General features: G+C 74.3%; 23 protein-coding genes and 1 pseudogene. 13 read left to right on the top strand and 11 right to left on the bottom strand.

The genetic code is table 11. The features are described from left to right. Positions 1–80: 80 nt before the first annotated feature. A complete protein-coding gene (locus tag OIU81_RS26715) occupies positions 81–1,028 on the top strand; it encodes a MerR family transcriptional regulator (RefSeq protein ID WP_329151755.1) in 948 nt (315 codons plus the stop codon). A 168-nt stretch (positions 1,029–1,196) separates the two neighbouring features. Here the strand turns inward: OIU81_RS26715 and OIU81_RS26710 are convergent, their stop codons facing one another. The 4 genes and pseudogenes from OIU81_RS26710 to OIU81_RS26695 form a co-directional block, all read right to left on the bottom strand. Then, entirely contained in the window at positions 1,197–1,541 is a 345-nt protein-coding gene (locus OIU81_RS26710; protein ID WP_329151753.1) for a hypothetical protein, read from the bottom strand. Next, on the bottom strand, positions 1,538–1,966 hold the full coding sequence (locus OIU81_RS26705) for a sigma-70 family RNA polymerase sigma factor (protein ID WP_329155373.1): 429 nt from the start codon (positions 1,964–1,966) through the stop codon (positions 1,538–1,540). The genes OIU81_RS26710 and OIU81_RS26705 overlap by 4 nt, the downstream gene beginning before the upstream one ends. 72 nt (positions 1,967–2,038) lie before the next feature. Beyond that, positions 2,039–2,339, bottom strand: a pseudogene (locus OIU81_RS26700) (WhiB family transcriptional regulator); the annotation flags it as partial. Then, complete coding sequence (locus OIU81_RS26695; RefSeq protein WP_329151752.1) at positions 2,323–2,562, bottom strand: hypothetical protein; 240 nt, start codon at positions 2,560–2,562, stop codon at positions 2,323–2,325. The gene OIU81_RS26695 and the pseudogene OIU81_RS26700, both read right to left, overlap by 17 nt. A gap of 129 nt (positions 2,563–2,691) precedes the next feature. Between OIU81_RS26695 and OIU81_RS26690 the strand changes: the two genes are divergently transcribed. Continuing rightward, positions 2,692–3,561 (top strand): Fpg/Nei family DNA glycosylase, encoded by an 870-nt coding sequence (locus OIU81_RS26690; RefSeq protein ID WP_329151749.1) that lies wholly within the window; start codon positions 2,692–2,694, stop codon positions 3,559–3,561. 31 nt (positions 3,562–3,592) lie between these two features. Here OIU81_RS26690 and OIU81_RS26685 read toward each other — a convergent pair whose 3' ends face one another. Beyond that, a complete protein-coding gene (locus tag OIU81_RS26685; protein WP_329151747.1) occupies positions 3,593–5,407 on the bottom strand; it encodes a choline/carnitine O-acyltransferase in 1,815 nt (604 codons plus the stop codon). Positions 5,408–5,577: 170 nt separating this feature from the next. Next, a complete protein-coding gene (locus tag OIU81_RS26680) occupies positions 5,578–6,447 on the bottom strand; it encodes a HalD/BesD family halogenase (RefSeq protein ID WP_329151745.1) in 870 nt (289 codons plus the stop codon). 355 nt (positions 6,448–6,802) lie between these two features. On the opposite strand from OIU81_RS26680, the gene OIU81_RS26675 reads away from it, so the two are divergent. Then, positions 6,803–8,818, top strand: a complete 2,016-nt coding sequence (locus tag OIU81_RS26675; protein ID WP_329151743.1) for an NADPH-dependent 2,4-dienoyl-CoA reductase — start codon at positions 6,803–6,805, stop codon at positions 8,816–8,818. A gap of 52 nt (positions 8,819–8,870) precedes the next feature. Further along, complete coding sequence (locus OIU81_RS26670) at positions 8,871–9,437, top strand: PadR family transcriptional regulator (RefSeq protein ID WP_329151741.1); 567 nt, start codon at positions 8,871–8,873, stop codon at positions 9,435–9,437. A 77-nt stretch (positions 9,438–9,514) separates the two neighbouring features. Here the strand turns inward: OIU81_RS26670 and OIU81_RS26665 are convergent, their stop codons facing one another. Next, entirely contained in the window at positions 9,515–9,787 is a 273-nt protein-coding gene (locus tag OIU81_RS26665) for a hypothetical protein (protein WP_329151739.1), read from the bottom strand. A gap of 180 nt (positions 9,788–9,967) precedes the next feature. Further along, a complete protein-coding gene (locus OIU81_RS26660; RefSeq protein ID WP_329151738.1) occupies positions 9,968–10,885 on the bottom strand; it encodes a Gfo/Idh/MocA family protein in 918 nt (305 codons plus the stop codon). Positions 10,886–11,203: 318 nt separating this feature from the next. Here OIU81_RS26660 and glnII point away from each other — a divergent pair, with 318 nt between their 5' ends. From glnII to OIU81_RS26640, 4 genes are all read left to right on the top strand, one after another. Next, entirely contained in the window at positions 11,204–12,226 is a 1,023-nt protein-coding gene (gene glnII, locus OIU81_RS26655) for a glutamine synthetase (protein ID WP_329151737.1), read from the top strand. A gap of 70 nt (positions 12,227–12,296) precedes the next feature. After that, a complete protein-coding gene (locus OIU81_RS26650; protein WP_329151735.1) occupies positions 12,297–13,214 on the top strand; it encodes a DUF6891 domain-containing protein in 918 nt (305 codons plus the stop codon). 1 nt (position 13,215) lies between these two features. After that, the gene (locus OIU81_RS26645) at positions 13,216–13,875 is read left to right on the top strand and encodes a rhomboid-like protein (RefSeq protein ID WP_329151734.1); all 660 of its coding nucleotides are present in this window, start codon (positions 13,216–13,218) and stop codon (positions 13,873–13,875) included. A 301-nt stretch (positions 13,876–14,176) separates the two neighbouring features. Continuing rightward, positions 14,177–14,791, top strand: coding sequence for a winged helix-turn-helix domain-containing protein (locus OIU81_RS26640; RefSeq protein WP_329151733.1), 615 nt, complete (start codon positions 14,177–14,179; stop codon positions 14,789–14,791). Positions 14,792–14,800: 9 nt separating this feature from the next. Here the strand turns inward: OIU81_RS26640 and OIU81_RS26635 are convergent, their stop codons facing one another. From OIU81_RS26635 to OIU81_RS26625, 3 genes are read right to left on the bottom strand one after another with little or no spacing between them, the layout of a single operon-like run. Further along, complete coding sequence (locus OIU81_RS26635; protein ID WP_329151731.1) at positions 14,801–15,532, bottom strand: DedA family protein; 732 nt, start codon at positions 15,530–15,532, stop codon at positions 14,801–14,803. After that, complete coding sequence (locus OIU81_RS26630) at positions 15,525–16,373, bottom strand: lysophospholipid acyltransferase family protein (RefSeq protein WP_329151730.1); 849 nt, start codon at positions 16,371–16,373, stop codon at positions 15,525–15,527. The genes OIU81_RS26635 and OIU81_RS26630 overlap by 8 nt, the downstream gene beginning before the upstream one ends. Further along, positions 16,370–17,197 (bottom strand): GNAT family N-acetyltransferase, encoded by an 828-nt coding sequence (locus OIU81_RS26625; protein WP_329151729.1) that lies wholly within the window; start codon positions 17,195–17,197, stop codon positions 16,370–16,372. Before OIU81_RS26625 ends, OIU81_RS26630 begins: the two co-directional genes overlap by 4 nt. Positions 17,198–17,627: 430 nt before the next feature. Between OIU81_RS26625 and OIU81_RS26620 the strand changes: the two genes are divergently transcribed. The 5 genes from OIU81_RS26620 to OIU81_RS26600 all read left to right on the top strand — a co-directional run bounded on the left by OIU81_RS26620 (position 17,628) and on the right by OIU81_RS26600 (position 24,580). After that, entirely contained in the window at positions 17,628–20,798 is a 3,171-nt protein-coding gene (locus tag OIU81_RS26620) for an alpha-N-acetylglucosaminidase (protein ID WP_329151728.1), read from the top strand. Between the two features lie 32 nt (positions 20,799–20,830). After that, positions 20,831–21,061 carry a DUF397 domain-containing protein gene (locus tag OIU81_RS26615; protein WP_329151726.1) on the top strand — a complete coding sequence of 77 codons (231 nt, stop codon included), beginning with the start codon at positions 20,831–20,833 and terminating at the stop codon, positions 21,059–21,061. A gap of 130 nt (positions 21,062–21,191) precedes the next feature. Then, positions 21,192–23,162, top strand: coding sequence for a hypothetical protein (locus OIU81_RS26610; protein WP_329151724.1), 1,971 nt, complete (start codon positions 21,192–21,194; stop codon positions 23,160–23,162). A 136-nt stretch (positions 23,163–23,298) separates the two neighbouring features. Beyond that, positions 23,299–23,994 (top strand): TetR/AcrR family transcriptional regulator, encoded by a 696-nt coding sequence (locus OIU81_RS26605; protein ID WP_329151722.1) that lies wholly within the window; start codon positions 23,299–23,301, stop codon positions 23,992–23,994. 73 nt (positions 23,995–24,067) lie between these two features. After that, positions 24,068–24,580, top strand: a complete 513-nt coding sequence (locus tag OIU81_RS26600) for a GNAT family N-acetyltransferase (RefSeq protein ID WP_329151719.1) — start codon at positions 24,068–24,070, stop codon at positions 24,578–24,580. The last annotated feature ends 36 nt before the right edge of the window (positions 24,581–24,616 follow it).

Genomic DNA, 24,616 nt, shown 5'->3' with positions numbered 1-24,616 from the left:
CTTGGCTGCGCGGCAGGCCCCCGTTGGCCCGGCCGCGCATGCCGTTACGGTAGGAACTCCCCCTGAGGGAGGTTCAAGGCATGACCGTGTCCGCGTCCCCTGACGGCATGTGGAGCATCGGCGAACTCGCCGAGCAAGCAGGCGTCACCGTCAAGACCGTCCGCTTCTACTCGGACCGCGGTCTGCTGCCCGAGGCCACCCGCAGCGCCGGGGGCCACCGCCGGTACGGCCCCGAGGCCCTGGACCGGCTGCGCCTGATCCGTTCGCTACGCACCCTTGACCTGCCGCTACCGCAGGTCGACCGGATCCTCGCCCAGGAGGACGCGCCGGGCGCAACGGACGCCCTGGAGGGTGCCGTCGCGGGGCAGCTGCGAGAACTCGGCACGCAGCTGTCCTCCCTGCGCTGGCGGGAGGCCGCCCTTCGCCTTCTCCGCGACTGCACCCCCGAGGAACGCGCCGACCGCCTGCGTCTGATCGGTGCCGTGCGCATCCCGCCCACCACGGACGCCCTGGCCCGCTTCTGGCGTCACGTACTCCCCGCGCGGCTCCCGGCCCGCCTGCTCTCCACGCTGCTCGAGGCGGCGGTGCCGCAGCCCCCCGCCGACCCGACCCCGTCCCAGGTCCTGACCTTCGTCCGACTGCACGCCGTCGCCACCGACCCCCGCGTCCTCGACATCGACATCCGCCGCCTCGCAGCCCGGACCCCCGACGGGGCCTGCCGCCCGGCCGTCCTCTACGAAGGGCTTGTCGAGGCGTGCGCGCTCGCCTCGGCGGACGTACGGGCCCAACGGCCTCCGCACGCGGGCGAAGCTCTCGACTGTTTCGTCACCGCCCACGCCGGCTTGCGCAACACGCGGGACACCCCTGCCTTCCGCCGCCAACTCAGCGCCCAGCTGGCCCAGCTCGCGCATCCCCTCATAGACCGCTACTGGCAACTCGCCGGCGAACTCCCCTCCGCTTCCTCGCAACCGACCATCGGCGCCATGGACGACTGGCTCCGCGCCGCGCTGGACACGCAGGTCGCCTAGGAGTTGTCCGCACGTCGCCGCTGCCGACGGGAGGGGTGCGCAGCGGGGAGGCTTCGGCGGTCATGGAGGTCTCGGTGCCCCACACGACGGCGTCGAGGTCTGCGGGAGGCGAGCTGGACCCCGCGTTGTTCGGTGGGCAGGCGGACGGCAGGGAGCCGGGGCCCCAGGTCAGGCGATGTGGTGCTCGCCGGGGAAGGGAGGCAGGGGGGTGGCGGTGCCGTGGGTGGCGGTGCCGTGGGTGCCGGGGATCCGGTGGAGGGTCGCGGCGAGGTGCTGCTCGGTGTCGGTCGACCGGGTGAGGGCGTGGCGCAGTTCGTGGTCGCCGTTGCGCAGTGCTCTGGTGAGTGGGGAGGACGGGTCCGGTGTGTCCTGGGTGCCGGGGGTCCTCGGGGTAAGGGTTGCGGACAGGCGGGCGGGGAGGTCGGTCGTCGCGTGGAGGGTGGTCTCCAGCTCCTCGGATCCTGCCTGGAGGAACCGCTGGAGACGCGAGCGGCCGGAGGGGGTGGTGTTCACCGCTGCCCTCCCTCGTCCTCGTCCAGCAGGCGTTCGAGTCGCGCGCGTGCCCGCCGCAGGTTCTGGCGCACGTTGGCCGCGGGGACGTCCAGCGCCTCGGCCGTCTCGGACGGGGTGCAGCCGTCGATGTCGAAGGCCATCACCGTGCGCTGCAGCGGGGGCAGCCGGCGGAGCAGCTGGACCAGGGCCAGCTTCTGCGTCACGTCGTCGCCGTGGTCGCCCTCGGCGCGTTCCGGGATCTGGTCGGTGAGCTCGTCCGGTCGGATCCGGTGCACCAGCTTCAGCCACATGCGGAAGGCCGTCTTGCGCAGCCAGGGGTTCGGGTGACCGACGTCCCGCCAGGACTTGGCCAGTGCCACGAAGGCGTTCTGGGCGGAGTCCTCGGCGTCCTGACGGGACGCGCCGGCCTTGATGAGGAAACCCACGAGCGGCACGAACCGCTCGCGGAAGACGCTGACGAAGGCGGCCTCCTCCTCGCCGCTCAGCCAGGACGAGGGCTCCGCCAGGTCGAGAAGGCCGTCGGCGGCCTCGTACTCCGTCCGGGCCGTCAGGGAAGCGGCGCCACGAGGCGACGGCGGGGCGACGGAGCAGCAGGGCGCGGCGCTCGCGCACCGTCAGGCCGCCCCAGACGCCGAACTCCACCCGGTTGTCCAGGGCATCGGCCAGGCACTCGGTACGCACCTCGCAGCCGGTGCACACCGTCTTCGACCTGTTCCGGGCGACTCCCTGGACGAACATCTCGTCCGGGTCGGCCGTCCGGCAGGCCGCGTGCGCCGACCAGTCACCCGCCCAGGCCACGGCGGCCCCCTTCGTACGGCCTGCCCTGACCGACCTCGATGGTGACGTGGTCGGAACGGTCGACGAACCGGCTGCCTCCGGGAAGCGCACGGACCATGTCGCGGCGCACCGCCCCCCGCGCCTTTTCCAGCTGCACCATGCCCCTGGCGCGTACCCAGGTGCGCAGCACGGCTGCCAGGTATCCCGCCACCGTGACTCCTGCCGCGATCACATACTCCGGCATCCCCGTATGCTCCGTTCGCTTCTGCACGAAAGCCGTCACCGGGGAGTGCCGGCCGGGGCGCTGCCGCGTGACGTCGCGCGGCGGCTATTTCGGCGCCCCCTCCCGCCCCGTTCGAGGCAGACTGGCCATATGCCTGAATTGCCGGAAATTGAATCGCTGGCTCGGTTCTTGGAGGAGCGGGTGGCCGGGCGGACCGTCGGGCGGGTGTATCCGGTGGCCGTGCATGCGCTCAAGACCTATGAGCCGCCGCTCAGCGCGCTCGAAGGCCGGGTGTGCGAGGGCGTGGAGCGGCACGGCAAGTTTCTGGATCTGCGGGTCGGGGAGCTGCATCTGGTCATGCATCTCGCCCGGGCGGGGTGGGTGCGGTGGAGTGACCGGCTGCCGGAGGTGCCGCCGCGGCCCGGCAAGGGGCCGCTCGCGTTGCGGGTGCGGCTCGGGGAGCCCGGGGACGGGGCGGGGTTCGACGTGACCGAGGCCGGGAGTCAGAAGCATCTGGCGGTGTATGTGGTGCGGGATCCGCAGGAGGTGGCGGGGATCGCGCGGCTGGGGCCGGATCCGCTGGCGGAGGGTTTCACCCTGGAGGTCTTCGCCGGGCTGCTGGACGGGGAGCGCCGGCAGATCAAGGGGGTGCTGCGGGATCAGGGCGTGCTGGCCGGGATCGGGAACGCCTACTCGGACGAGATCCTGCACGCGGCCCGGATGTCGCCGTTCAAGAGGGCCGCCGCGCTCTCCGGGGAGGAGGTGGCGCGGATCCACGAGGCGATCGGAACGACGCTGCGCGACGCGGTCGAGCGGTCGCGGGGGCTGGCGCTCAAGGACCTCAAGGGGGAGAAGAAGAGCGGGCTGCGGGTGCACGGGCGGAAGGGCGAGGCCTGTCCGGTGTGCGGGGACACCATCCGGGAGGTGTCGTTCAGCGATTCGTCGCTGCAGTACTGCCCGACGTGCCAGACCGGGGGCAAGATCCTGGCGGACCGGCGGCTGTCCCGGCTGTTGAAGTAGCTGGAGCAGAGGCAGCCGCCGGTCCCGGGGGTCAGTGCGCGGACGGTCCGGAGGACAGCAGCGCGCGCAGGTCGCACACCGCCTCGCGGAGCCGGTCGGCGAAGGTCCGCATCTGGTCGGCCACCGGCAGCGGGGTGGACAGGTAGAGGTGGAAGCGGTCGGGCAGCAGGACGTAGGCGACGCCGATGCAGCGGCTGCTGGTGGAGCCGAAGCCGAAGTACTGGATGTGGGTGGACGGCGCGGAGCTGGTGCTCAGGTAGTCGTCGCGCATCGTCAGCCAGCCGGGCGTCCGGTAGAGGGCGGGCTGTTCGGTCACTCCCAGCTCCGCGCCGCGGCGCCGCTGGATCAGCTCCAGCTCCCACAGGTGCTGCTCGGGCGCCTGGCCGGTCTGGCACTCCTTGGCGCGGGCGACGTGCTGGGCCGCGGCGACCCGGAAGGCGGCCCGGCGGGTGTCCGCGGAGGCCGACGGGTCCTCCATGGCGGCGACGAACTCCTGGATCTCGGGGGTGACCACCCGCATCGCCTCGGTGCGGCCGCGGCGGTACTGCCGGGTGGCGATGGACTCGTAGGTGGCGCCCAGGTGGCCCTTGGCGCGCTGGTGGGCCAGCTGGTAGGCGAGCTGGACGAAGGCGTCGGGCGAGGCGCCCAGTTCCTTGGCGGTGGTGCTGCCGAAGTCGTCGAAGGAGACGGTGTGGGTGGCGGTGTCCGCGCCGTACGCGGCGAAGGCGTCGGCGGCGGCGCGCACCTGGGTGCGCAGGGCGTCGTCCAGGTCGAAGACGAGCGGCTCCACGGCCGGGAGTCCCTGGGAGCGGGCGCCCGAGCGGCGGGACTGTTCCTCGGCGGGGGTGCTGAGCAGGGCGTCGGTGAAGCCGAGGATGGTGGTCCCGTCGAGTTCGCAGTGCTCCACGTTGATGCCCGCGCGGCCGTCGGCGAAGACGATCAGGGACACCGCCTTGTCGAACCAGCGGTTGCCGCGGTCGCCGTACAGCAGCTGGTCGCAGGCGTCCTTGACGTCGGCGGGGGCGAAGTCCTCCAGGCAGACGCAGAACAGCGCGGTCTCGATGTCGTCCAGGGCCGCCGCGTTGCGGGGGTGGCGGCCGCGCAGCGACTCGCGGGCGGCGGCCCATTCGGCGCGGGCCATGGTGGTGAGGTGGCCCACCGAGGTGTCGGGCGCGGTGGGTTCGGCGCCGGCCTTGAGCACGGTGCGCAGGCCCGCTTCGAGGTCGTCCAGGCTGTGCGGGGTGCCGTCCGCGCCGAGCACCTCCATCCGGAACATGGCGCCCTGGTGGAACACCACGATGTGCCGGGCCTCGGAGGGGCCGGGCCACTCGTCGCTGTAGGGGCTGCGGACGGTGTCCTGCCGCTCACCGGGGATGCGGGTGGCGGAGAAGAGGTAGGCGTTCTGGACCATCGACTGGGCCTGGCCGCGCTGTACGGCGGGCGGGAGGAGGTCCTCGTCGAGTTGGCGCTTGTAGCCGACGGCGCCGGCGATCAGCCCGGCCGCCCGCGCCACCTGGGAGCGCGGCTCGTCCGGGCCCGGGTCCTGGAAGAGGAAGAAGAAGTTGGCGTTGAGGGCGATGCGGTCCCGGCGGCCCAGGTAGCGGTAGGGCCAGAAGGTGTCGAGCCAGCTGTGGACGCCCTCGGTGGCGTCGTACTCCTCCAGTGCGGCCTGCAGCACCCGGCCGGGGCCGCCGGGCCGGAGGAAGGCGGCCACCTCCGCCTCGGTCGCCGCCCGCTCCTCGGCGGTCAGCAGCGGCGCACACCAGGCGAGGAACCGCTCACAGCTCGTCTCGAGTGTGGGCAGCGGCACCCGTGGCAGGGTGTCCTCCCGGGCGAAGATCGTCATGGCTGCACTGTCCTGACGGGTATTCAATTCGGCTCTCTCGATTCGGATCGTGGGACTGGGGCATCGGTGGGTTCGGTTCCTGCGCCCTCGCATCGTGGCCCGCGTGGCCGGCCCCGCCGGGGAGCACGGGGCGGGAAGCGGTCTTCGCACGCCGGGGCGGACGACACGCCCTAGTCCAGCAGCCGGTCGCCGCGGACCGCTCGGCCCTCGGCCGCCAGATGCGCGGGCAGTACCCGGCCGAAGAGCTGCCGGGTGCGGGCCACGCTGCCGATGACGCCGGGGCGCCGGCTGTAGGCGAAGATCGCGGAGTGCCGCGCGGTCTCCCCCTGCACCGGACTCACCCGGTGCAGGGAGTAGCGGCCCTTGAAGAGCTGCAGGTCACCGGGGTGCAGCGGGAGGCGTCGGGTCAGCCGCTCGCCCCGGCCGTCGAGGACGTCGCGGACGTCGCCGAAGTGCTCGTCGTCGGCGGAGCGGATGTTCGGGCAGTACTCGAAGACGCCGCCGGTCCGCGCCTGCTGGGTGAGCATGCTGACGGTGAATTCGTTGGTGTCGAAGTGCCAGGGGTGTTCCATGCCGGGCTCGACGACGTTGAGGACCAGCCCGGAGAGCGGGTCGGCCAGCTCGTGCAGCCCGGGCAGGCCGAAGCAGCGCGCGATGAAGTCCTGGAACGCCCGGTGGGAGTAGAGCCTGCTGAGCAGGGACGCCTCCGGGATGCGGTCCCGGGCGACGAAGGCGTTGCCGCGCTGGAAGGTCCGGCGTCCGGGGTGATCCTCGGGCAGCTCGGTGTCCACCGCGATGTTGTAGACGTTGACCGTCTCGGTCTCGAAGTGCGCCTGGGGGGCGAGGGCCGCGCACTCCTCCCGCAGGACCTCGCGGAGCGAGGGGCGGATGAAGTCCGGCAGCACCGTGCAACCGAGGGTGCGGAGTTCCCGCCGGGCACGGGACATCACTGCCCGCCCCTCGGCACCGTCGAGATCCGACAAGGGGTAGCGGGCGGTGTCGACCACCTGGTCGAGCGTGATGGCTTGCAGAGTGCTCATTCGATCCTCTCCACGTGCGGGCAGACCGTCCCGAGCCGGATGCTCCCCGCCGGCCCGCGGTTTCATCCCGGTCGCCCCCACAAGGCAGCCGGTGCGGTCCGCGCGCCGTCCGGTCCGCACGCCGGGCCCTTCGGCAACTCCACTGAGGAGTAACACAGTTGAAGCTCCCACAGCGTCGCGATGTTGTCTGTGACACGCCGCACTGCACCGGTGTGATCACCGGCGCACGACGGCGGGAGAGCGCCCGGCCGAAGGAGTGGGCGTCGACTGCGTCACTGTTTTATGCAACTTGTTGCATAAGGCTGGACCGCTGGTCTACAACTGCTGTCACGACCACCGCGCCAGGAGGCCCTCCATGAGCCAGTACCCGCACCTGATGAGCCCGCTCGACCTCGGGTTCACCACTCTTCCCAACCGGGTGCTGATGGGATCGATGCACATCGGTCTGGAGGAGGCGGAGAACGGCTTCGCACGGATGGCCGCCTTCTATGCCGCCCGGGCGCGCGGCGGCGTCGGCCTGATGGTGACCGGCGGGATCGCGCCGAACGACGCGGGACGGCCGTACGAGGGCGGGGCCAAGCTCACCACCGAGGCCGAGGCGGCGCAGCACCGGACCGTGACCGACGCGGTGCACGCCGCGGGCGGGCGGATCGCGATGCAGATCCTGCACTTCGGGCGGTACGCGTACCACGCCGATCTGGTCGCGCCCAGCGCGCTCCAGGCGCCCATCAGCCCCTTCGTGCCGAATGCCCTCACCGATGACGAGGTCGAGCGGACCGTCGAGGACTACGTGCGGGCGGCGGAGCTGGCCAAGGCCGCCGGGTACGACGGGGTCGAGATCATGGGCTCGGAAGGGTATTTGATCAACGAGTTCATCGTCGGCGCGACCAATCACCGCACCGACCGGTGGGGCGGCTCGTACGAGAACCGGATGCGCTTCCCGCTGGAGATCGTCCGGCGGACCCGGGAGCGGGTCGGCACGGACTTCATCCTGATCTACCGGCTCTCGATGCTGGACCTCGTCCCGGGTGGCTCCAGCCTGGACGAGGTGATCACCCTCGCCCGGGAGATCGAGACCGCCGGCGCCACGATCATCAACACCGGTATCGGCTGGCACGAGGCCCGGATCCCCACCATCGTGACCTCGGTGCCGCGCGGCGCCTACACCTGGGTGACCAAGCGGCTGATGGGCGCGGTCTCCCTCCCCCTGGTGACCAGCAACCGCATCAACACCCCGGAGGTGGCCGAGGAGCTGCTCGCCGACGGGCGGGCCGACATGGTCTCGCTGGCCCGGCCCTTCCTCGCCGACCCGGACTTCGTCGCCAAGGCCCGGGACGGCCGGTCCGACGCGATCAACACCTGCATCGGATGCAATCAGGCCTGCCTCGACCACACCTTCAGCGGCAAGATCACGTCCTGTCTGGTCAATCCGCGGGCCTGCCACGAGACCGAGCTGGTGCTGGCCCCCACCCGGCTGCGCAAGCGGCTCGCGGTGGTCGGCGCCGGCCCCGCCGGGCTCGCCTGTGCGGTCTCCGCCGCCGAACGCGGCCATGAGGTCACCCTGTTCGACGCCGCGGCCGAGATCGGCGGGCAGCTGAACATCGCCAAGCGGATCCCGGGCAAGGAGGAGTTCGACGAGACGCTGCGCTACTTCCGTACCCAGCTGACGCACTACGGCGTGGAGGTGCGGCTGAACACCGCCGTGACGGCCGGGGACCTCGGCGCCTACGACGAGATCGTGGTCGCCACCGGTGTCACCCCCCGCACGCCGGACATCGAGGGCCTCGACCACCCGAGCGTGGTCAGCTACCTGGACGTGCTGCGGGACGGGGCGCCGGTCGGCGACCGGGTGGCCGTCATCGGGGCGGGCGGCATCGGGTTCGACGTCGCCGAGTTCCTGACCGACGCCGGCGACGCGGCGAGCCAGGACCCGGAGACCTACTTCCGGGCCTGGGGTGTGGACACCACGTACGCGGAGCGCGGCGGGCTGCGCGCGCCCGAGCGTCCCAAGACGCCGCGCCAGGTGCATCTGCTCCAGCGCAAGGCCTCCAAGGTCGGCGCCGGCCTCGGCAAGACCACCGGCTGGATCCACCGGACGGAGCTGCGCCACCGCGGCGTGACGATGGTCGCCGGGGCGACGTACGAGCGGATCGACGACGAGGGGCTGCACCTCACCGTGGACGGCACGGCCACCACGCTCCCCGTGGACACCGTCGTCCTGTGCACCGGGCAGGAGCCGCGCCGGGACCTGTACGAGGCGCTGCGGGCCGAGGGGCGCGCGGTGCATCTGATCGGCGGCGCGGACGTCGCCGCGGAGCTGGACGCCAAGCGTGCCATCGCCCAGGGCACGGAGCTGGCCGCGGCCCTGTGACCTGCTGGCCTGTCCGGGGCGGGGCCGCACGGTCCCGCCCTAGGATTCCCTCATGTCACTCCCGCACGCGATCCTCACCGCCCTGCTCGAGAAGCCGTCGTCGGGGCTGGAGCTGACCCGGAGGTTCGACCGGTCGATCGGCTACTTCTGGTCGGCCACGCATCAGCAGATCTACCGGGAGCTGGGGAAGCTGGAGCTGGCCGGATACATCCGGGCACTGCCCTGCGACCAGCCGTCGCGCGGGCAGAAGAAGCAGTTCGCGGTGCTGCCCGCGGGGCGCACCGAGCTGACCCGCTGGGCGTCCGCCGAGCAGGAGTCCAAGCCCATCCGGGACGCGCTGCTGCTGCGGCTGCGGGCCTCGGCGGTGGTGGGGCGGACCGGGCTCGACGAGGAGCTGCGGCGGCATCTGGCGCTGCACCGGCAGCAGTTGGCGGAGTACCAGGAGATCGAGGACCGTGACTTCGGGGCCGCGGCGGATCCCGAGGACCGGCTGCGGCGGCTGGTGCTGCGGGCCGGGATCGGTCTGGAGACGTTCTGGGTGGACTGGCTGGCACAGGCGCTGGCGGAGGTGGCGGACATGGATGCCGCCGAGGCCCCACAGGACCGCCCGGGCGGCTGAGCCTCCCGGGGCGGGCGTGGGGCGGCCGGCCCCGGGGATGCCCCGGAGCCGGCCGCCCTGTGGGTGTGTGAAGGACCTCAGCAGTGGTCGTAGAGGAGCGCGCGCACCATGCGGCAGGTGGTGTCGGACGGGGTGTGGACCCCGATGTCGGCCGCGGTGCCGCGGATCTTGCGGTTGTGGGCCTGCTCGGGGCGGTAGACGCCGGTGTCGAGCAGGGCTATGGCCAGCCGCATGGCCTTCAGGCGGCGGTGGTGCGACTCGTACCGCTCGCGCGGCCATCCGGCGGGCAGCGGCTTCCTGGGCAGTGGGTGGGTCGGGAGAGGCTTCGTGATGAGTGTGGCAGCGGCCATCGGCGACCTCCTGGAGCGTGGATGAACCCTCACTGACTGGTTCCCATTCTACTGGGCACCACTGACAAAAGCCCCTGGCCAGAGGGTATTTGAGGGGTGGAGGACGGTGGCGGAGGGGGTGGCTGCGGGCCGCGCCGGGCGGGGGTCGTGAGCGGGCTCATGGACCGGGCCGTGCGGGGCTCATGGGCCGGACGGTACGAGTGGCGGCAGCGTCGCCTCGGCCGCCGCGAGGACTTCCGTGACCCGGAGGCCGAAGCGGAGGTCGCAGGCGTTGGGCAGACCGGACGCGGCGGCGGCGAGCAGGGCGTCGACGGCGCGGTGGTAGGCGGCTTTCGGGCCGTCCGGGCCGTCCGGGCGGCGGGGCAGGCAGGTGGTGCCCGCGCTGCCGCGCAGGGTGATCTCCACGCCGGCCGCCGCGGCGGGCGCGGTCAGGGCGACCGTCGCGGTGCTGGCCGCGCCGCTGCTGTGCCGCATCGTCAGCAGCACCGCGTCGGCCGGGCCCCGGGTCGCGGTGACCGCTTCCACATCGCCGAGGATCGCAAGGAGCACGGACAGCGCGTGCGGGCCGACGTCCCACAGGCCGCCCTTCTCCCGGCGCCAGGGCGAGTGCGCGTACGGGCTGGCGCTGTCCTCGGCGAAGACCGAGCCGAGCCAGTCGGCGTGCGCGGTGAACCAGCCGCCGGCCGCGGCCTGGGCGGCGATCCACTCCCCCTCCTGCGCCCCGAAGCGCGCGGTGAAGAAGACCACCGAGGCGATGCCCGCGCGGTCGGCGGCCGCGGCGAGCGCGCGGGCCTCGGGCACGGCGGTGGCGACCGGCTTGTCCAGGAGCAGATGGCAGCCGGCCGCGGCCGCGCGGATCGCCAACGGGGCCTGCACGGAGGGCGGCAGGGCGACGGCGAGCGCGTCGCAGTCCGCGAACAGCGCGTCAGGGGTGTCGTACGGGCGGGAGTCGTGGACCTGGGCCAGTGCGGCGGCGGCCGCCGCCCTGCGGCCCCAGATGCCGGCGAGCTCGACGCCGGGGTGGGCGGCGAGAGCGGGGGCGTGGACGCGCCGCGCCCAGGGTCCGGTGCCGAGGAGTCCGATGCGCAGGGTCGTCATGCGGGCCAGTGTCCCGCGGTGCGCCGACCGGGGAGCGGCTGCGCCGCGCCCGCGCCGTGGCGGCGGCGTTTCGTACGTGTGCCGTCCCCGTGGCCGGGCCGGACCCGGGCCGTGACCGGGCCTCGTCATGGCCACCCGGAGAACCCCTCAAGCAAGAGAATCCGAGGCTCTCGGCCATAAAGACCTTCGAATTACCGTGATGTCCGACCCAGTAACCTGCGGTTCACAAATGAGCAACGGACGGGAAACGGCACATTGCGAGAGTGCGGCAGTACACCCGCCCCGGGCCCGCACCTACCCGCAGTAAGAGGAACCCCCGTGAGCATCAAGGCCGAATACCTCTGGATCGACGGCACCCAGCCGACCGCCAAGCTCCGCTCCAAGACCAAGATCCTCGCGGACGGGGACACGCTGCCGCGCTGGGGCTTCGACGGGTCCAGCACCCACCAGGCCGAGGGCCACGCCTCCGACCTCGTGCTGGAACCGGTCTTCAGCTGCCCCGACCCGATCCGCGGCGGCGACCACCTGCTGGTGCTCTGCGAGGTCCTGCACACCGACCTGACCCCGCACCCCTCCAACACCCGTGCGCTGCTGCGCCCGGTGGCGGAGAAGTTCGCCGGCCAGGAGCCGATCTTCGGCATCGAGCAGGAGTACACCTTCCTCCAGGGCGAGCGGCCGCTCGGCTTCCCCGAGGGCGGCGGCTTCCCGGCCCCGCAGGGCGGCTACTACTGCGGGGTGGGCGCCGGCGAGATCTTCGGCCGGGAGATCGTCGAGAAGCACCTCGACCTGTGCCTCGCGGCCGGTCTGGGCCTGTCCGGGATCAACGCCGAGGTCATGCCCGGCCAGTGGGAGTTCCAGGTGGGCGCGCTGGCGCCGCTGGTGGTCTCGGACCACATGTGGGTGGCGCGCTGGCTGTTGCACCGGGTCGCGGAGGAGTACGGCGTCACCGCCTCGCTGGACGCCAAGCCGGCCCAGGGCGACTGGAACGGCGCCGGTGCGCACACCAACTTCTCCACCCGTGCGATGCGGGAGGGCTACGACGCGATCATCACCGCCTGCGAGGCGCTGGGCGAGGGCGACAAGCCGCTGGAGCACGTGCGCCAGTACGGCACCGGCATCGAGGACCGGCTGACCGGCGCGCACGAGACGGCCCCCTGGGACGCGTACTCCTACGGCGCCTCCGACCGCGGCGCCTCGGTGCGCATCCCCTGGCAGGTGGAGGTCGAGAAGAAGGGCTACATCGAGGACCGGCGGCCGAACGCCAACGTCGACCCGTATGTGGTCACCCGCCTGATCGTGGACACCTGCTGCACGGAGCTGGCGCGGCGCGAGCAGGTCTGACCTCGTCGCGGCGCCGATTGCGGGTGACGGCCGGGGGTCGTTTGTCGGTGGTGGCTGGCACGCTGGGGGCATGCTTGCGATCAACGTCAGGACCGAGACCGGGGCGGAGCGCGCCCACCCTGCCGAAGCCGAACTCACCCGGCTGCTGCGGCGGATCGGCGCCGCTGACGACCATTTCGTGGTCGTCGAGCGGATACCCGGCCGGCCGCACGTCTTCGTGCAGACCTGGCGGGAGGGCAGAGGGCCGTTCGCGGTGGAGTACCGCGACGGCACCCCCGAGCGGCACTTCAGCGCGGAGTGCGACGACGCCGAGCAGGTCGTGGCGGTCTTCCTGGACTGGGCGCGCGGCGGGGACGCCTGGCGCGGCGCGCTCGACTGGCGGCCGGCGGACCTCTTCGCGACGCCCGGTCTGGATCCCCGCACCCGCGCGGCCGCCGAGGCGCAGGCCCGCAAGGACATGCGCTCCGGTTTCCGCCGGGCCCACGAGGTCGCGCAGAGCGTCTGTGACGTGCTCGATCCGGAAAACCCCCCGGTCACCCTCGACGAGGCGCGGCGGATCGTGGCGGGCCTGTGGGAGGAGCGGCTCACCGAGCAGGAGCGGTGGCCGGAGGTGACCGGCGCCGACCGGGTCGCGCGAGCCTTCGCCGCCCTGGATTCCCAGGGACTGACCGCCCGGATGCACTTCACCTGTTGCAGCAACTGCGCGCTGGCGGGTATGGCCGCCGAACGCCGCGCGGGCGACCGGGGTTTCGTCTTCTTCCACTACCAGGACACCGAGGCCGCCGCGGACGGCCAGGGGCTCTCGGTCCGCTACGGCGCCTACGCGGACTCCGGGGAGGCGGCCGCCGAAGCGCGGGCCGAGGTCGGGCGGACGGTGGCGGCGGCGCTCACCGCGGCCGGGCTGCCGGTGGAGTGGGACGGCGATCCGGACCGCGTCATCGAAATCAGCCCGCTGGACTGGCGCAAGCGACTGCCGACGGGAGCCTGAGATGCCCGGGCCCGCACGACGGTTCTCGCGCCGGGGCGTGCTGCCGGGTGCCGTGCCGCGGCCCCGCCCGGCCGCCGTCCCCTGGCTCGCACCGCTCTACGTCGGTGCCGTCCAGCTCGGTGCGTATGCCACCGCGCGGCTGCCCGACCGGCGGCGCACGGAGCTGCTGCGCGCCCACTCCACCCACGTCATCAATCTGCGGGCCGGCCGGTGGCGGACAGTGGCCACCAGCGCCGTCCTCGTCGAGCAGCCGATGCCGCTGCCGTACGCCGCCGCGCTGCTCACCGTCCTCGGTACGGCGGAGGCGCGCTGGGGCACCCGGCGCGCGGCAGGGGTGTTCGCGGCCGGCCACGTCGGTGCCTGTCTGCTGGTGTACGCGGGGCTGCGCGGCCGGGTACGCACGGATCCGCCGGACGCGACCGCACGAGCCGTCGACGTCGGCGCGAGCTACGGCTTCCATGCCACGCTCGGCGCGCTGGCCGCGGCCGTCCCGCACCGCGGCGCGCGAGCCGTGGCGACCACCGGCCTGCTGGCCCTGGGCGCCTGGCCCTTGCTGCGCCGGACACGGACGTTCACCGATGCCGGACATCTGACGGCGACGGTGCTGGGGGTGGTGTGCGGGGCGGAGTTGGGGATGCAGGCCGGGGCCGATCGTCCCTGAGCCCGGCGCCCGGGCGGCGATGACACGGCGCATTCGCGTCACACCGCGGGCCGCACCGGGGACAGAACCCCGGCCGTCTGGTTCAATGGGGCCATGGCCAGCCTCAATGACACCGCGACGGGTCGCAGCGACCTCGAGCCGTTCTGGCCGTCCCGGCAGGCGCACGCCTTCGACCGTCTGTGTTGCCGCGCGCACTGAGCGCGGGCCCGCACCTCTCTCGCCGACGCCGCTGACCGGCGCCGCACGCCCTGCCCGCGCGCATGACGTCCCCCGACGCCCCTTCGCGCGAAAGCTGACCGTGATGACGAACATCCGTACCCTGACCGCCCCTTCCGCGACGACTGCCGTGCCCGCCCCGCACGCCCACCGCCACCGGCTGCGCGCCGTGACCCCCGACGAGGCCCTCCCGTCACCCGCCGCCGCTTCCGCCGCAGGCGCCTCGCACCACGGCGTCCCCTCGGTGGCCGACCTGCTGGACTCCGGCGCCACGTGGCTCCCGGCGCCCCAGCACAGCCTGCCCGCGCTGCCCGGACAGCCGCCGATGGTCGGCTATCTGGTGCTCGTACCGGCCGAACAGGCCGCCGCCCCGCGGCCGGCCGCCGCCCCCGGGCCGACGGCGCCGACGGGCGACGAGATCGTGCGGATCGACCCCGAGCGGCGCACCGCACAGGTCCACGGCCGCCCGCTGGATCTGACCTACCTCGAATTCGAGCTGCTGGCCCATCTGGTGGCGCATCCGCACCGGGTGCACACCCGCGACCAGCTGGTGACCACGGTGTGGGGCTACGGCCATGTCGGCGACGGCCGCACCGTCGATGTCCATGTCGCCCGGCTGCGGCGCAAGTTGGGTGCCGCGCACCGGTCGTCGATCGTGACGGTGCGGCGGGTGGGCTACAAATACGTGCCGGGCATCTGAGGTTCGGCCTCACACGCCCTCCGGCTCCTCCCGCCGGGGGTGCGGCCGGGCGGGGATCCGCTCCCCCGCCCGGCCGGGTGCCGCTCCCCTGCGGCGGCCGTGCCGTTTCCGCGTGCCCGGTGGGCGTTCCGCCGCTATGCCCCGCCGGTGCAGCCCTCCCACACAGCCCGCCACCAGCAGGCCGGCGCCGGAGGCCAGCAGCATCCCCGCGGCCGGGGAATCGGTGAGCGCCGTCCCGCCGAAGCCGCCGAGCGCCGCGCTGCACAGCGCCCAGAGGCCCGCGCCGACCGCGTCCAGCAGGACGAAGCGGCGCAGCGGAAAGCCCACGCTGCCGGTGGACAGCGTGGCGACCACCCGGCCGCCGGGCACGAAGCGGCCGGCGATGACCAGCAGGGCGGCGTGCCGTTCGACCATGGCGCGGGCCCTGGCGTGCCGGGTCCGGCCGCGTGCGCCGCGCAGCAGCCGGGCGAGCGCGCGCGGGCCCGCGCGGCGCCCCACCGCATAGCCCAGGCAGTCACCGGCCAGCGCCCCGGCCGCCGCGACGCCCGCCAGCAGCGCGAGCAACGGCAGATCGGGGCCGATGAGCACGGCGACCAGGACGACGGTGGTCTCGCTCGGCATGAACGGCAGCAGGGCGTCCAGGCCGGACACCAGCAGGATGATCAGCCACAGCCAGGGCGAGCCCAGCATGCCCTGGAGCGGCTCGGTGAGCTGGTCGAGCCGGTCGAGCTGGTCAAACATGGGCCGGGGCGGATGCGGCCGGGGCGGGCACCCGCCGGGCCGTCACCACCGCCGGCGCCGGCGGGCCGCCGCGGACCGCCCGCGCCGCCAGGGCCGCCAGCTCCCGCCGGTCCAGGTCCGTGCCCACCGCGGTCAGCGCCGGATGCGCCGTGACGCGGACGGTCAGATCACGGGCGGCGAGCACCCGGCGCAGCGAGGCGGCGAAGGTGTCCTCGCCGCAGAACGCGGCCGCCGTGCTGGGCCGGCCCTGCTGGGTGTAGCCGAGGGTCACCGGGCGGACCGGCGCCCCCGCGTCGAGGGCGGCCTGGAAGGTGGCCCGGCGGAAGGCGCCCTGTTCGGCGGTGCACCAGGTGGTGGCCTGCGGGAAGACCGCCACCGACCGTCCGGAGCCGAGCAGTTCGGCCACCTGGCGCACGGTGTCGGGCAGCCGCCGGGGGTTCGTGCGGTCGATGAAGTGCGTACCGGCCCTGCGGGCCAGGCCGCCGACCACCGGCCAGCCGCCGACCTCGCGCTTGGCGAGCAGGGTGACCGGTTCGACGGCGAGCAGGGCGAGGATGTCGAGCCAGGAGATGTGGTTGGCGACGACGAGGGTGCCGGGGCCGTCCCCGGCGCTGAGCGCGGCGGCGCCCTCCAGGCGGATGCCGAGGGCGTCGAGGAGTGCCGCGGCATGCCCCCGCAGCCGTACCGGGTCGGCCAGGTGCGCGCCGTCGGTCAGCGCCCGCCGCACGGTGTGGGCGAACACGGCGCCGCGGCGGGCGCGGACGGACGCCGGGACGCGCGGGGCGGCGTGCGCGGCGCAGTCCGGGGTGCAGTCGGAGGAGACGTCCCAGGGGCCGTTCACCGCTCCTCGCCGAGGAAGTAGCGCCGGTAGCGGTCGTCCAGCCGTTCCATGTCCAGCACGACGAAGAAGTCGGCGACGTCGAACTCGGGGTCGTGGGCGGGTGCGCCGCAGATGACGGCGCCGATGCGCAGATAGCCGCGGAGCAGCGGCGGCAGCTGGGCGAGGCTGGGCCGGCCGGGGAGCGGGGTGGCGGCGTGCCAGGGGTGGTGCGGGGTGACCTGGAGCCCGGACGGGGCGGCGTGGCGGGTGCGGCCCAGTTCCCAGGCGTGGGTGGCGGCGGTGCCGCCGTCGGCGAGCGGGACGGAGGCGCAGCCGGCGAGGTAGCGGTGCCCGGAGAGCAGGGTGTAGCGGGCGAGCGCGGCCCACATCTGGGTCATCACGGCGCCGTTGCGGTGGTCGGGGTGCACACAGGAGCGGCCGGCCTCGATGAGGGAGGGGCGCAGCCCGGCCAGGGCGCCGAGGTCGAACTCGCCGTCGGAGTACAGCCGCGTGCTGCGGCCGGGCGGCAGCAGCCGGTAGGTGCCGACCACCTCGCCGGTGGCGTGGTGGGTGACGACGAGGTGATCGGCGAGTGCGTCGACGGCGTCGATGTCATGGCCGGCCAGCGGCGAGTGCAGGGTGGCGCCCATCTCTCCGGCGAAGACCCGGTGGCGCAGCCGCTGGGCGGCACGGATCTGCGCGAGGCTGTCGGCGATCTCCGCGGTGTAGCCGGGGGCGGCGGGGGCGGCCGCCGGGGCCGGGGTGGCGGGCACGGGAGTGACGGGCGTGGGGCCGGGGACGGGAGTGGGGACGGGGACGGCGGACGCGGTCGATGTCACGCTCATGGGAGCCCTCCATGGGGAGTGGGGAGGCGGTGCGAGTCGACGGGCGGTGCGACGGCGGGCCGGCCACCATGCGGTGCCCGGAGCGGCGCCACGTGCGGGCGCACCCCGGTGACCTGGCCCTTCTCTACTCGGAAGACTGTTCCCGGGCCCGCCGGCCGGGCGCGTGAAGCCCAGGGAGCGAAGGGATGAGGGTCCGCCGAACACTGGTCGCCGCCGCCCGGGGCCGGTCCCGGGTGCCGCTCCCGGGACCGGCACCCCGGCCTGCCGTGGAGACCGGGCGCGCCGTGCTCTCCGTACCGGGCCGGCCGTGATGCCACGGCCCCCGGGGGCGGCCGGGACGGGCCGGGGCGTACTTGGAGCGTGGCTGACGGCCCGTTAGCGTGCCCCCCACACACGCGACTGTTGTAACCACCGAGCAGTGGGGGCACACGTGAGCCGACCGTCACGACGCGCAGTGCTGGGGACCGCCGGAGCGATCGGTGCAGGGGTGGCGCTCGGCGGGGCCGCACCCGCCCCCGGGAGGGCCGGCCGCCGCCAGGAGCGGGCACCGGCGTACGACACCGCGCCGGCCCGGGCCGCGCTGACCCGGCTGCTGCCCGGGCACGCCGACCAGTTCCAGCTGGTCGCGCTCGCCCCGGACGGCACCGGCGACCGCTTCCGCGTCGAGGGCCGGACGGGCCGGATCACGGTCGCCGGGACCACGTCCGCGGTGCTGCTGACCGGCGTCCACTGGTACCTCAAATACACCTGCCGGGCCCATCTGACCTGGGCCGGCGACCAGGTGGAGCTGCCCGGCCGGCTGCCCGCCCCGGCCTCCCCCGTCGAGCGCGCCACCACGCTGCCGCACCGCTTCGCCCTCAACGACACCCACGACGGCTACACCGCCCCGTACGCCGACTGGCCGCGCTGGGAGCGGATGATCGACGTGCTGGCGCTGCACGGGGTGAACGAGGTGCTGGTCACCCCGGGTGCCGAGGCCGTCTACCACCGGCTGCTGACCGGCTTCGGCTACTCCGACGCCGAGGCCCGCGCCTGGATCCCGGCGCCCTCGCACCAGCCGTGGTGGCTGCTGCAGAACATGAGTGGCTACGGCGGCCCGACCAGCGCCGAACTGATCGCCAAACGGGCCGAGTTGGGCCGCCGGATCACCGGCCGGCTGCGCGAACTGGGCATGCGCCCCGTCCTGCCCGGCTACTTCGGCACCGTCCCCGGCGGTTTCGCCGCCCGCAACCCCGGCGCCCGCACCGTGCCGCAGGGCACCTGGTCGGGTCTGGCCCGCCCCGACTGGCTCGATCCGCGCACCGAGGTCTTCGCCGGGGCCGCCGCCGCCTTCTACCGTCATCAGGAGCAACTCCTCGGCCCCGCCGACCACTTCAAGATGGATCTGCTGCACGAGGGCGGCGACCCCGGCGACGTCCCGGTGCCGGACGCCGCGCGCGCCGTCGAGAAGGCGCTGCGCACCGCCCGCCCCGGCGCGACCTGGGTGATCCTGGGCTGGCAGAACAATCCGCGGCGCGATCTGCTGGACGCCGTCGACCACGACCGGATGCTGATCGTGGACGGCCTCAGCGACCTGGAGACGGTCACCGACCGGGAGCGGGACTGGGGCGGGGTGCCGTACGCCTTCGGCAGCATCCCCAACTTCGGCGGCCGCACGACCATCGGCGCCAAGACGCATGTCTGGGCCGAGCGCTTTCCGGCCTGGCGCGACAAGCCGGGCAGCAGGCTCGCCGGGACCGCGTACATGCCGGAGGCCGCCGAGCGCGACCCGGCCGCCTTCGAGCTGTTCAGCGAACTCGCCTGGCGCGAGCGCCCGGTGGACCGCGCCGCATGGTTCGACGGCTACGCCGACCTGCGCTACGGCGCCCGCGACGAGGGGGCCCGCGCCGCCTTCGCCGCGCTGGGCACCAGCGCCTACGAGATCTCCAGCAAGGACGGCCGCCCGCACGACTCTGTCTTCGCCGCCCGCCCCGACCTGGCCGCCCGCTCCGGCACCGTCTACGCCACCCACACCCCCGCCTTCGACCCGGCGGCCTTCGACACCGCGTTCGCCGCGCTGCTGACCGTCCGCCCCGCGCTGCGCGGCTCCGACGCCTACCGCCACGATCTGACCGACGCCGCCCGCCAGGTGCTGGCCAACCGGTCCTGGCAGCTGATCGGGCAGCTCCAGGACGCCTACCGGCGCAAGGACCGGGCCACGTTCCGTGCGCTGTCCGGGCTGTGGCTGCGGCTGATGCGGCTCAGCGAGGACGTCACCGGCGCCCACCGGCAGTTCCTGCTGGGGCCGTGGCTGGCGGACGCCCGGGCCATGGCGTCCGGCCCCGAGGAGGCCGCGCGCCTGGAACACAGCGCCCGGGCCTTGCTCACCACCTGGGCGGACCGGGCCACCGCCGACGGCGGCGCGCTCGCCAACTACGCCAACCGCGACTGGCACGGCCTCATCGGCGAGGTCCATCTCCCGCAGTGGCAGTCCTACTTGGGCGAACTCGCCGACGCGCTGGCCGCGGACCGGCCGCCGAAGCCCTTCGACTGGTACGCCAGGGAAGAGCCCTGGACCCATGAGCGCACCAGCCACCCGCTGCACCCCACGACCGAGGCGTACCGCACCGCGCAGCGGGTCCACGACACCCTCGCCCGAGCCCCTTACCAGGGCACCGTCACCGTCACCGCGAGCCCGTCCGCGCTGCCGCCGGGCGGCCGGGCCACCGTCACCGCGGCGTTGCGCAACGTCAACGGGCTGCGGGCGACCGGCCGGGTGGACTTCGCGCTGACCGGCGTCGAGGCCGGCGCGCAGGGGCCGGTGTCGCTGTCGTCGCTCCCGCCCGGCGGCACCGGCCGGGCCCGCTGGCGGGTCACCGCTCCCGCCGGCCCGCTCACCGACCCGCTGGCGGCCTTGCCGTACGCCCTGACCGCCGACTACGGGCCGAAGGGCGAACCACGGGTGAGGGCCGCCCACCACGGCACCCTGTTCGTGGCCGGGCTGCTGGACCGCGAGCTGCGCACGGTCACCACCAACGCGGCGGTCTTCGGCCAGCTCGGCGACCGGTTGGCGGTCAACGGCGCGGGCGCGGACCTGTGGAAGGCCACCGCCGAGTTCGGCGCGGTCTACCGGCCGGGCGCGCTCACCGCGGGCGGCACGGTGACGGTCGAGGTGACCGCGCAGGAGACGACCGGCCCCTGGGCCCGCGCCGGCCTCGTCGTCCGCAACCGGCTCGCCACCCCCGCCCCCGGCTCCCCGGACGCCCTCGGCTTCCTCAACCTGTCCGTGACGCCCGCCAACGGCGTCGTGCTGTCCTACGACTCCGGCGGCGACGGCGCCCTGGACACCTACCGGCGGCTCACCGGCATCACCGCGCCCGCCCTGCTGCGGCTGACCCGCGGCCCGGACGCGGGGCGCTCCGCCACGTACACCGGCGCCTGCTCCACCGACGGCGGCGCCACCTGGCGCGAGATCGCCACCGTCACGGTCCCCGGAGCCGCCGCCCGGCAGGACACCGGACTGCACCAGTCGGCCGCCAACTCCGGTACCGGGGACCGCGGAACGGCCACCTTCCGTCGCTGGACGGTCACTGGAAGCACCTCCGGGCACCGCGTACGCTGACCCCAACGCACCACGAACGAGGGGATGACGGTATGAGTGCCGCAGCGGAGAAAGAGTGGCTCTACGCCCTGGACATCTCCGACGCCACCTGGCAGCGCGCCCCGGGCGACGCGGAGGAGGCGGTGGAGATCGCCTTCCTGGAGCGCGGCGCGGTGGCCATGCGCAACTCCACGGACCCCGGTGTGGTGCTCCGCTACACCGAGGCGGAGTGGCGGGCGTTCGTCCTCGGCGCGCGCGACGGCGAGTTCGATCTGAAGCACTGACGCCGGGTTCCGGACAGCGGTCGGGCGGCCATCGCGGGGCACACCGCGGTGGCCGCGGCCGTGTGCGGCGACCCGCCGGGGCCCGCACGGGGGCCGGTGACCATCACAGGATTCACTCGTTTCACCGAACGTGAAGCAGCAGCAGAAACAGCAGCAGGCGACACCCCGGCGCGTGGACCGCCCCTCCCCCGCCGGCGGCGAGGAGCTCGGCGACGTCATCGACGTCGAGCAGGCCGAGGCGGCGCTGGTGGAGCACTACCCCCGGCTGGTCCGGCTGGCCTATCTCGTGCTGCCGCCCGGCCGGAGCCGCAGCCGCCGGGTGCTGGCCGCGCACGGTGTGGTGCAGCGGGCCCTGCCGCGTCAGCGCAGCTCCACCCGCGGCCTCGGGCTGCCCGCCCAGCGCGCCGGCACGGACGCGGCGATCGACCCCGGCTACGCCTTCGTACGGCTGCGGGTCCTGCGGGCCGCCCTGTCCGGCCGCCGCGCCCTCCGCCGGCCGCCGCTGTTCCCCCAGGTGTGGGGCCTGCGGCTGTTCCCGCGGTCCGGCGGCGCGGATGAACTCGCGCTGGACCAGGCACTGTCGGCGCTGTCCGGCCCGGCCCGGGCGGCGTTCGTGCTGCGTGATCTGGAGCGGCTGAGCACGCCCGAGGCGCGCCGGGTACTGGAGGCCGCCGGGGTGGCCCGCGCCCGCGAGGCCCTGGACGAGGCGGACCGGGCCGCGACGCCGGCCGGCAGCCGGGACCGCTCGCTGCTGGAGTCACCGGAGTTCGACCCCTGTGCGCTGCAGGCCCGGCCGACGGATCTGATCCGGCGGCGGCAGCACGGCCGGGCGGTGCTGGCGGCGAGCGCGGCGGTGCTGGTGTGCGGGGCGCTGCTGGGCATGCCGGGCGACGGCTGGGGCCCGGACGGCGCCGCCGCCCCGCCGTATGCGCAAAACGCCGCGGCCGAGGCGGCCCTGGACCCCGGGAAGCTGACGGTGTCCTCCGCGACCGCCTGGAAGCAGGCCGCGCGGCAGGACTTCGCCGCCTGGCCCGCCCGCGGCGACCGGATCCACGACAAGGCGCTGCTGCGGCGGGCGCTGGCCGTATGGGCCAGGCCGGGCGCCGGGGTGCAGGTGTCGGCGACGCCGGGGACCGCGGCGGGCCCGGCCGCCGGACCGGCCCAGCTGCTGTTCGCGGGCGTGGTCGACCACGCCGTGGTGGTGCTGCTGCACGACGGACTGCGGGTGGTGCGCTACGCGGAGGCCGCGGACGGCGGGGGCCAGAGCGACGGCACCGGTGCCGCGCTGGACTTCGCCCGGGTGGACGGCGCGGCCGGCGACGCGGCGAGCGCGCTGGTGGTCAGCCGTACGCAGGGCAATGTGCGCTATCTGACCGCGCCCTGGGTGACGTCGGCGCGGCTGGTCGACCTCGTACAGCCGGATGCGCCGGGCCAGCCGGTGGCGATCGGGGCGGGCGGTGTCACCACCCCGGTGCCCACCCCGCAGCCGGCGGAGAAGTGCACGACCTGGCCGGCGCTGCGGACCGGCGGCCGGCTGCTGACCGATCTCGGTGAGCTGGCCCCGGCGCGTCTGACGTACGGCAGGCCGCGCAAGCCGGGCGAGGTGACCACCCGGCCGGCCCGGACCGCCTGGGCGCGTACGGCCTGCCAGCTGGCCACGCTGCGCGGGCAGGGCGTACGCACGGTGAACGCCTGGGAGTTCGCCCGCCAGCCGCTGCCCGCGGGCTCCGGCTTCGCGGCCTGGCTGTGCACCCGCGCCGAGACCTGGCGCGGCGCGGGCAGCCGCACGATGGCGCAGATCCAGACCCCGGCACCGAACGGCGCGCCCTATGCGACGGGCTCGGTCACCGCGCGCGCCGAGGGCGGAACGGCCTGCGGGCCGCGGGCGCCACGGGCGCTGGCCGGCGTCCTGTGGAAGTCCCCCGCCGGCACCTGGTGGCTGCTGGCCGCCGGCAGCGGACAGGTCACCTCGATCACCGCCCGGGGCGGGGTGCACGCCCAGGCCGCGGGCCGCTTCCTGGCGGCCCCCGCCAAGGCGGGCGACCGCGCGGAGCTGACCGGCCGGCTGGCGACGGGCGGAAGGCTCGAGGCCCTGCACTGAGCGTCGGTGGGCGGCGCGTACCGGCCGAGGCACCCCCCACTTCCGGCCGGTACGACGCCAAAAGCCCAGGTCCGTGCCCGATCTGTGATTCCGGAGGCGATTCCGTGTCGCGGCCTGGATCGTTAGGGTGGTCGGTATGACGACCGTGGCGCGCCGCAGGATGGGTGTCGAGGAGCGGCGCGAGCAGTTGATCGCCGTCGCTCTCGACCTCTTCAGTCACCGTTCGCCCGAGGACGTGTCGATCGACGAGGTCGCCGAGGCCGCCGGGATCTCCCGCCCGCTGGTCTACCACTACTTCCCGGGCAAACAGCAGTTGTACGAGGCGGCGCTGCGGTGGGCCGCCGACGAGCTCACGGCGCGCTTCATGGAGCCGCACGAAGGCCCGCTCGGCGCACGGCTGTTGCGGGTCATGGAGCGCTTCTTCGACTTCGTCGAGGAGCACGGCCGGGGCTTCTCGGCGCTGATGCGCGGCGGCCCGGCGATCGGTTCGGGCCGTACGGGCGCGATGGTCGACGGTGTCCGGCAGGCCGCCTTCGAGCAGATCGTCGCCCACCTCGACGTCCCCCGGCCGTTCCCGCGCCTGGAGATGGTGGTCCGCTCCTGGATCTCGCTGGCCGAAACCACCGCACTGCTGTGGCTGGACGGCCGCCGGGTGCCGCGCACGGAGCTGGAGCGCCAGCTGGTGCACGACTTCGCGGCGCTGGCGGCGGTGAGCGCGGCGTACGACGCGCGGATGGCGCAGGTGGTCCGCCGGATACTCGCCGACGAACCGGAGAACGGGATCTTCGCGGATCTGGTGGGACGGCTGATGGACCTGCCCGAGCCGGTCTGAGCGAGGGGCCGGCGGCACGGGTGTGGGGTGCCCTGGCCGGGACCGTCCGGTGCGGGTGCGGAACAATCCCGGCATGGAGTGCACCTTCCGGCTCGCCGACGACGGCGCCGATCCGCCCGCCCTGGTCGCCCTGTACGACGCCGCGGCCCGCTGGATGCAGGCCAACGGCATCGCCCAGTGGAAGCCCGGCGAGAAGGACGAGGACCACTTCCGCCGGCGGCGGTCGGACGGCGAGGTCTGGCTGGCCGAGTCCGCCGGACACCTGGTGGGCGCCTTCGAACTGTGGTGGCAGGACGAGCCCGCCTGGGGTGTGCGGCCGCCCGAGGCGGGCTATGTGCACCGGCTGATGGTGGACCGCGACCGGGCCCCGGCCGGCACGGGCCGGGCGATGCTGGCCCATGCCGAACGGCGGATATCCGGGACCGGCCGGCCCTGGTCCCGCCTGGACTGCGTCTCCTCCAACCCGCGGCTGCGCACGTACTACGAGGCTGCCGGCTACACCGTCGTCGGCGAGCAGCCCTTCAAGCGGGGGACGGACGGCAGCACGTACGCGGTCACGCTGCTGGAGAAGCGACTGCGGGGCTGAGCCCCGCCGGAATGCCGTCCGGCGGGGGGGGCTTCC

The organism is Streptomyces sp. NBC_01454 (genome assembly GCF_036227565.1).
Classification (GTDB): Bacteria; Actinomycetota; Actinomycetes; order Streptomycetales; family Streptomycetaceae; genus Streptomyces.
The sequence above is the reverse complement of the archived record's forward strand: the minus strand, read 5'-3'. Positions and strand labels throughout refer to the sequence as shown.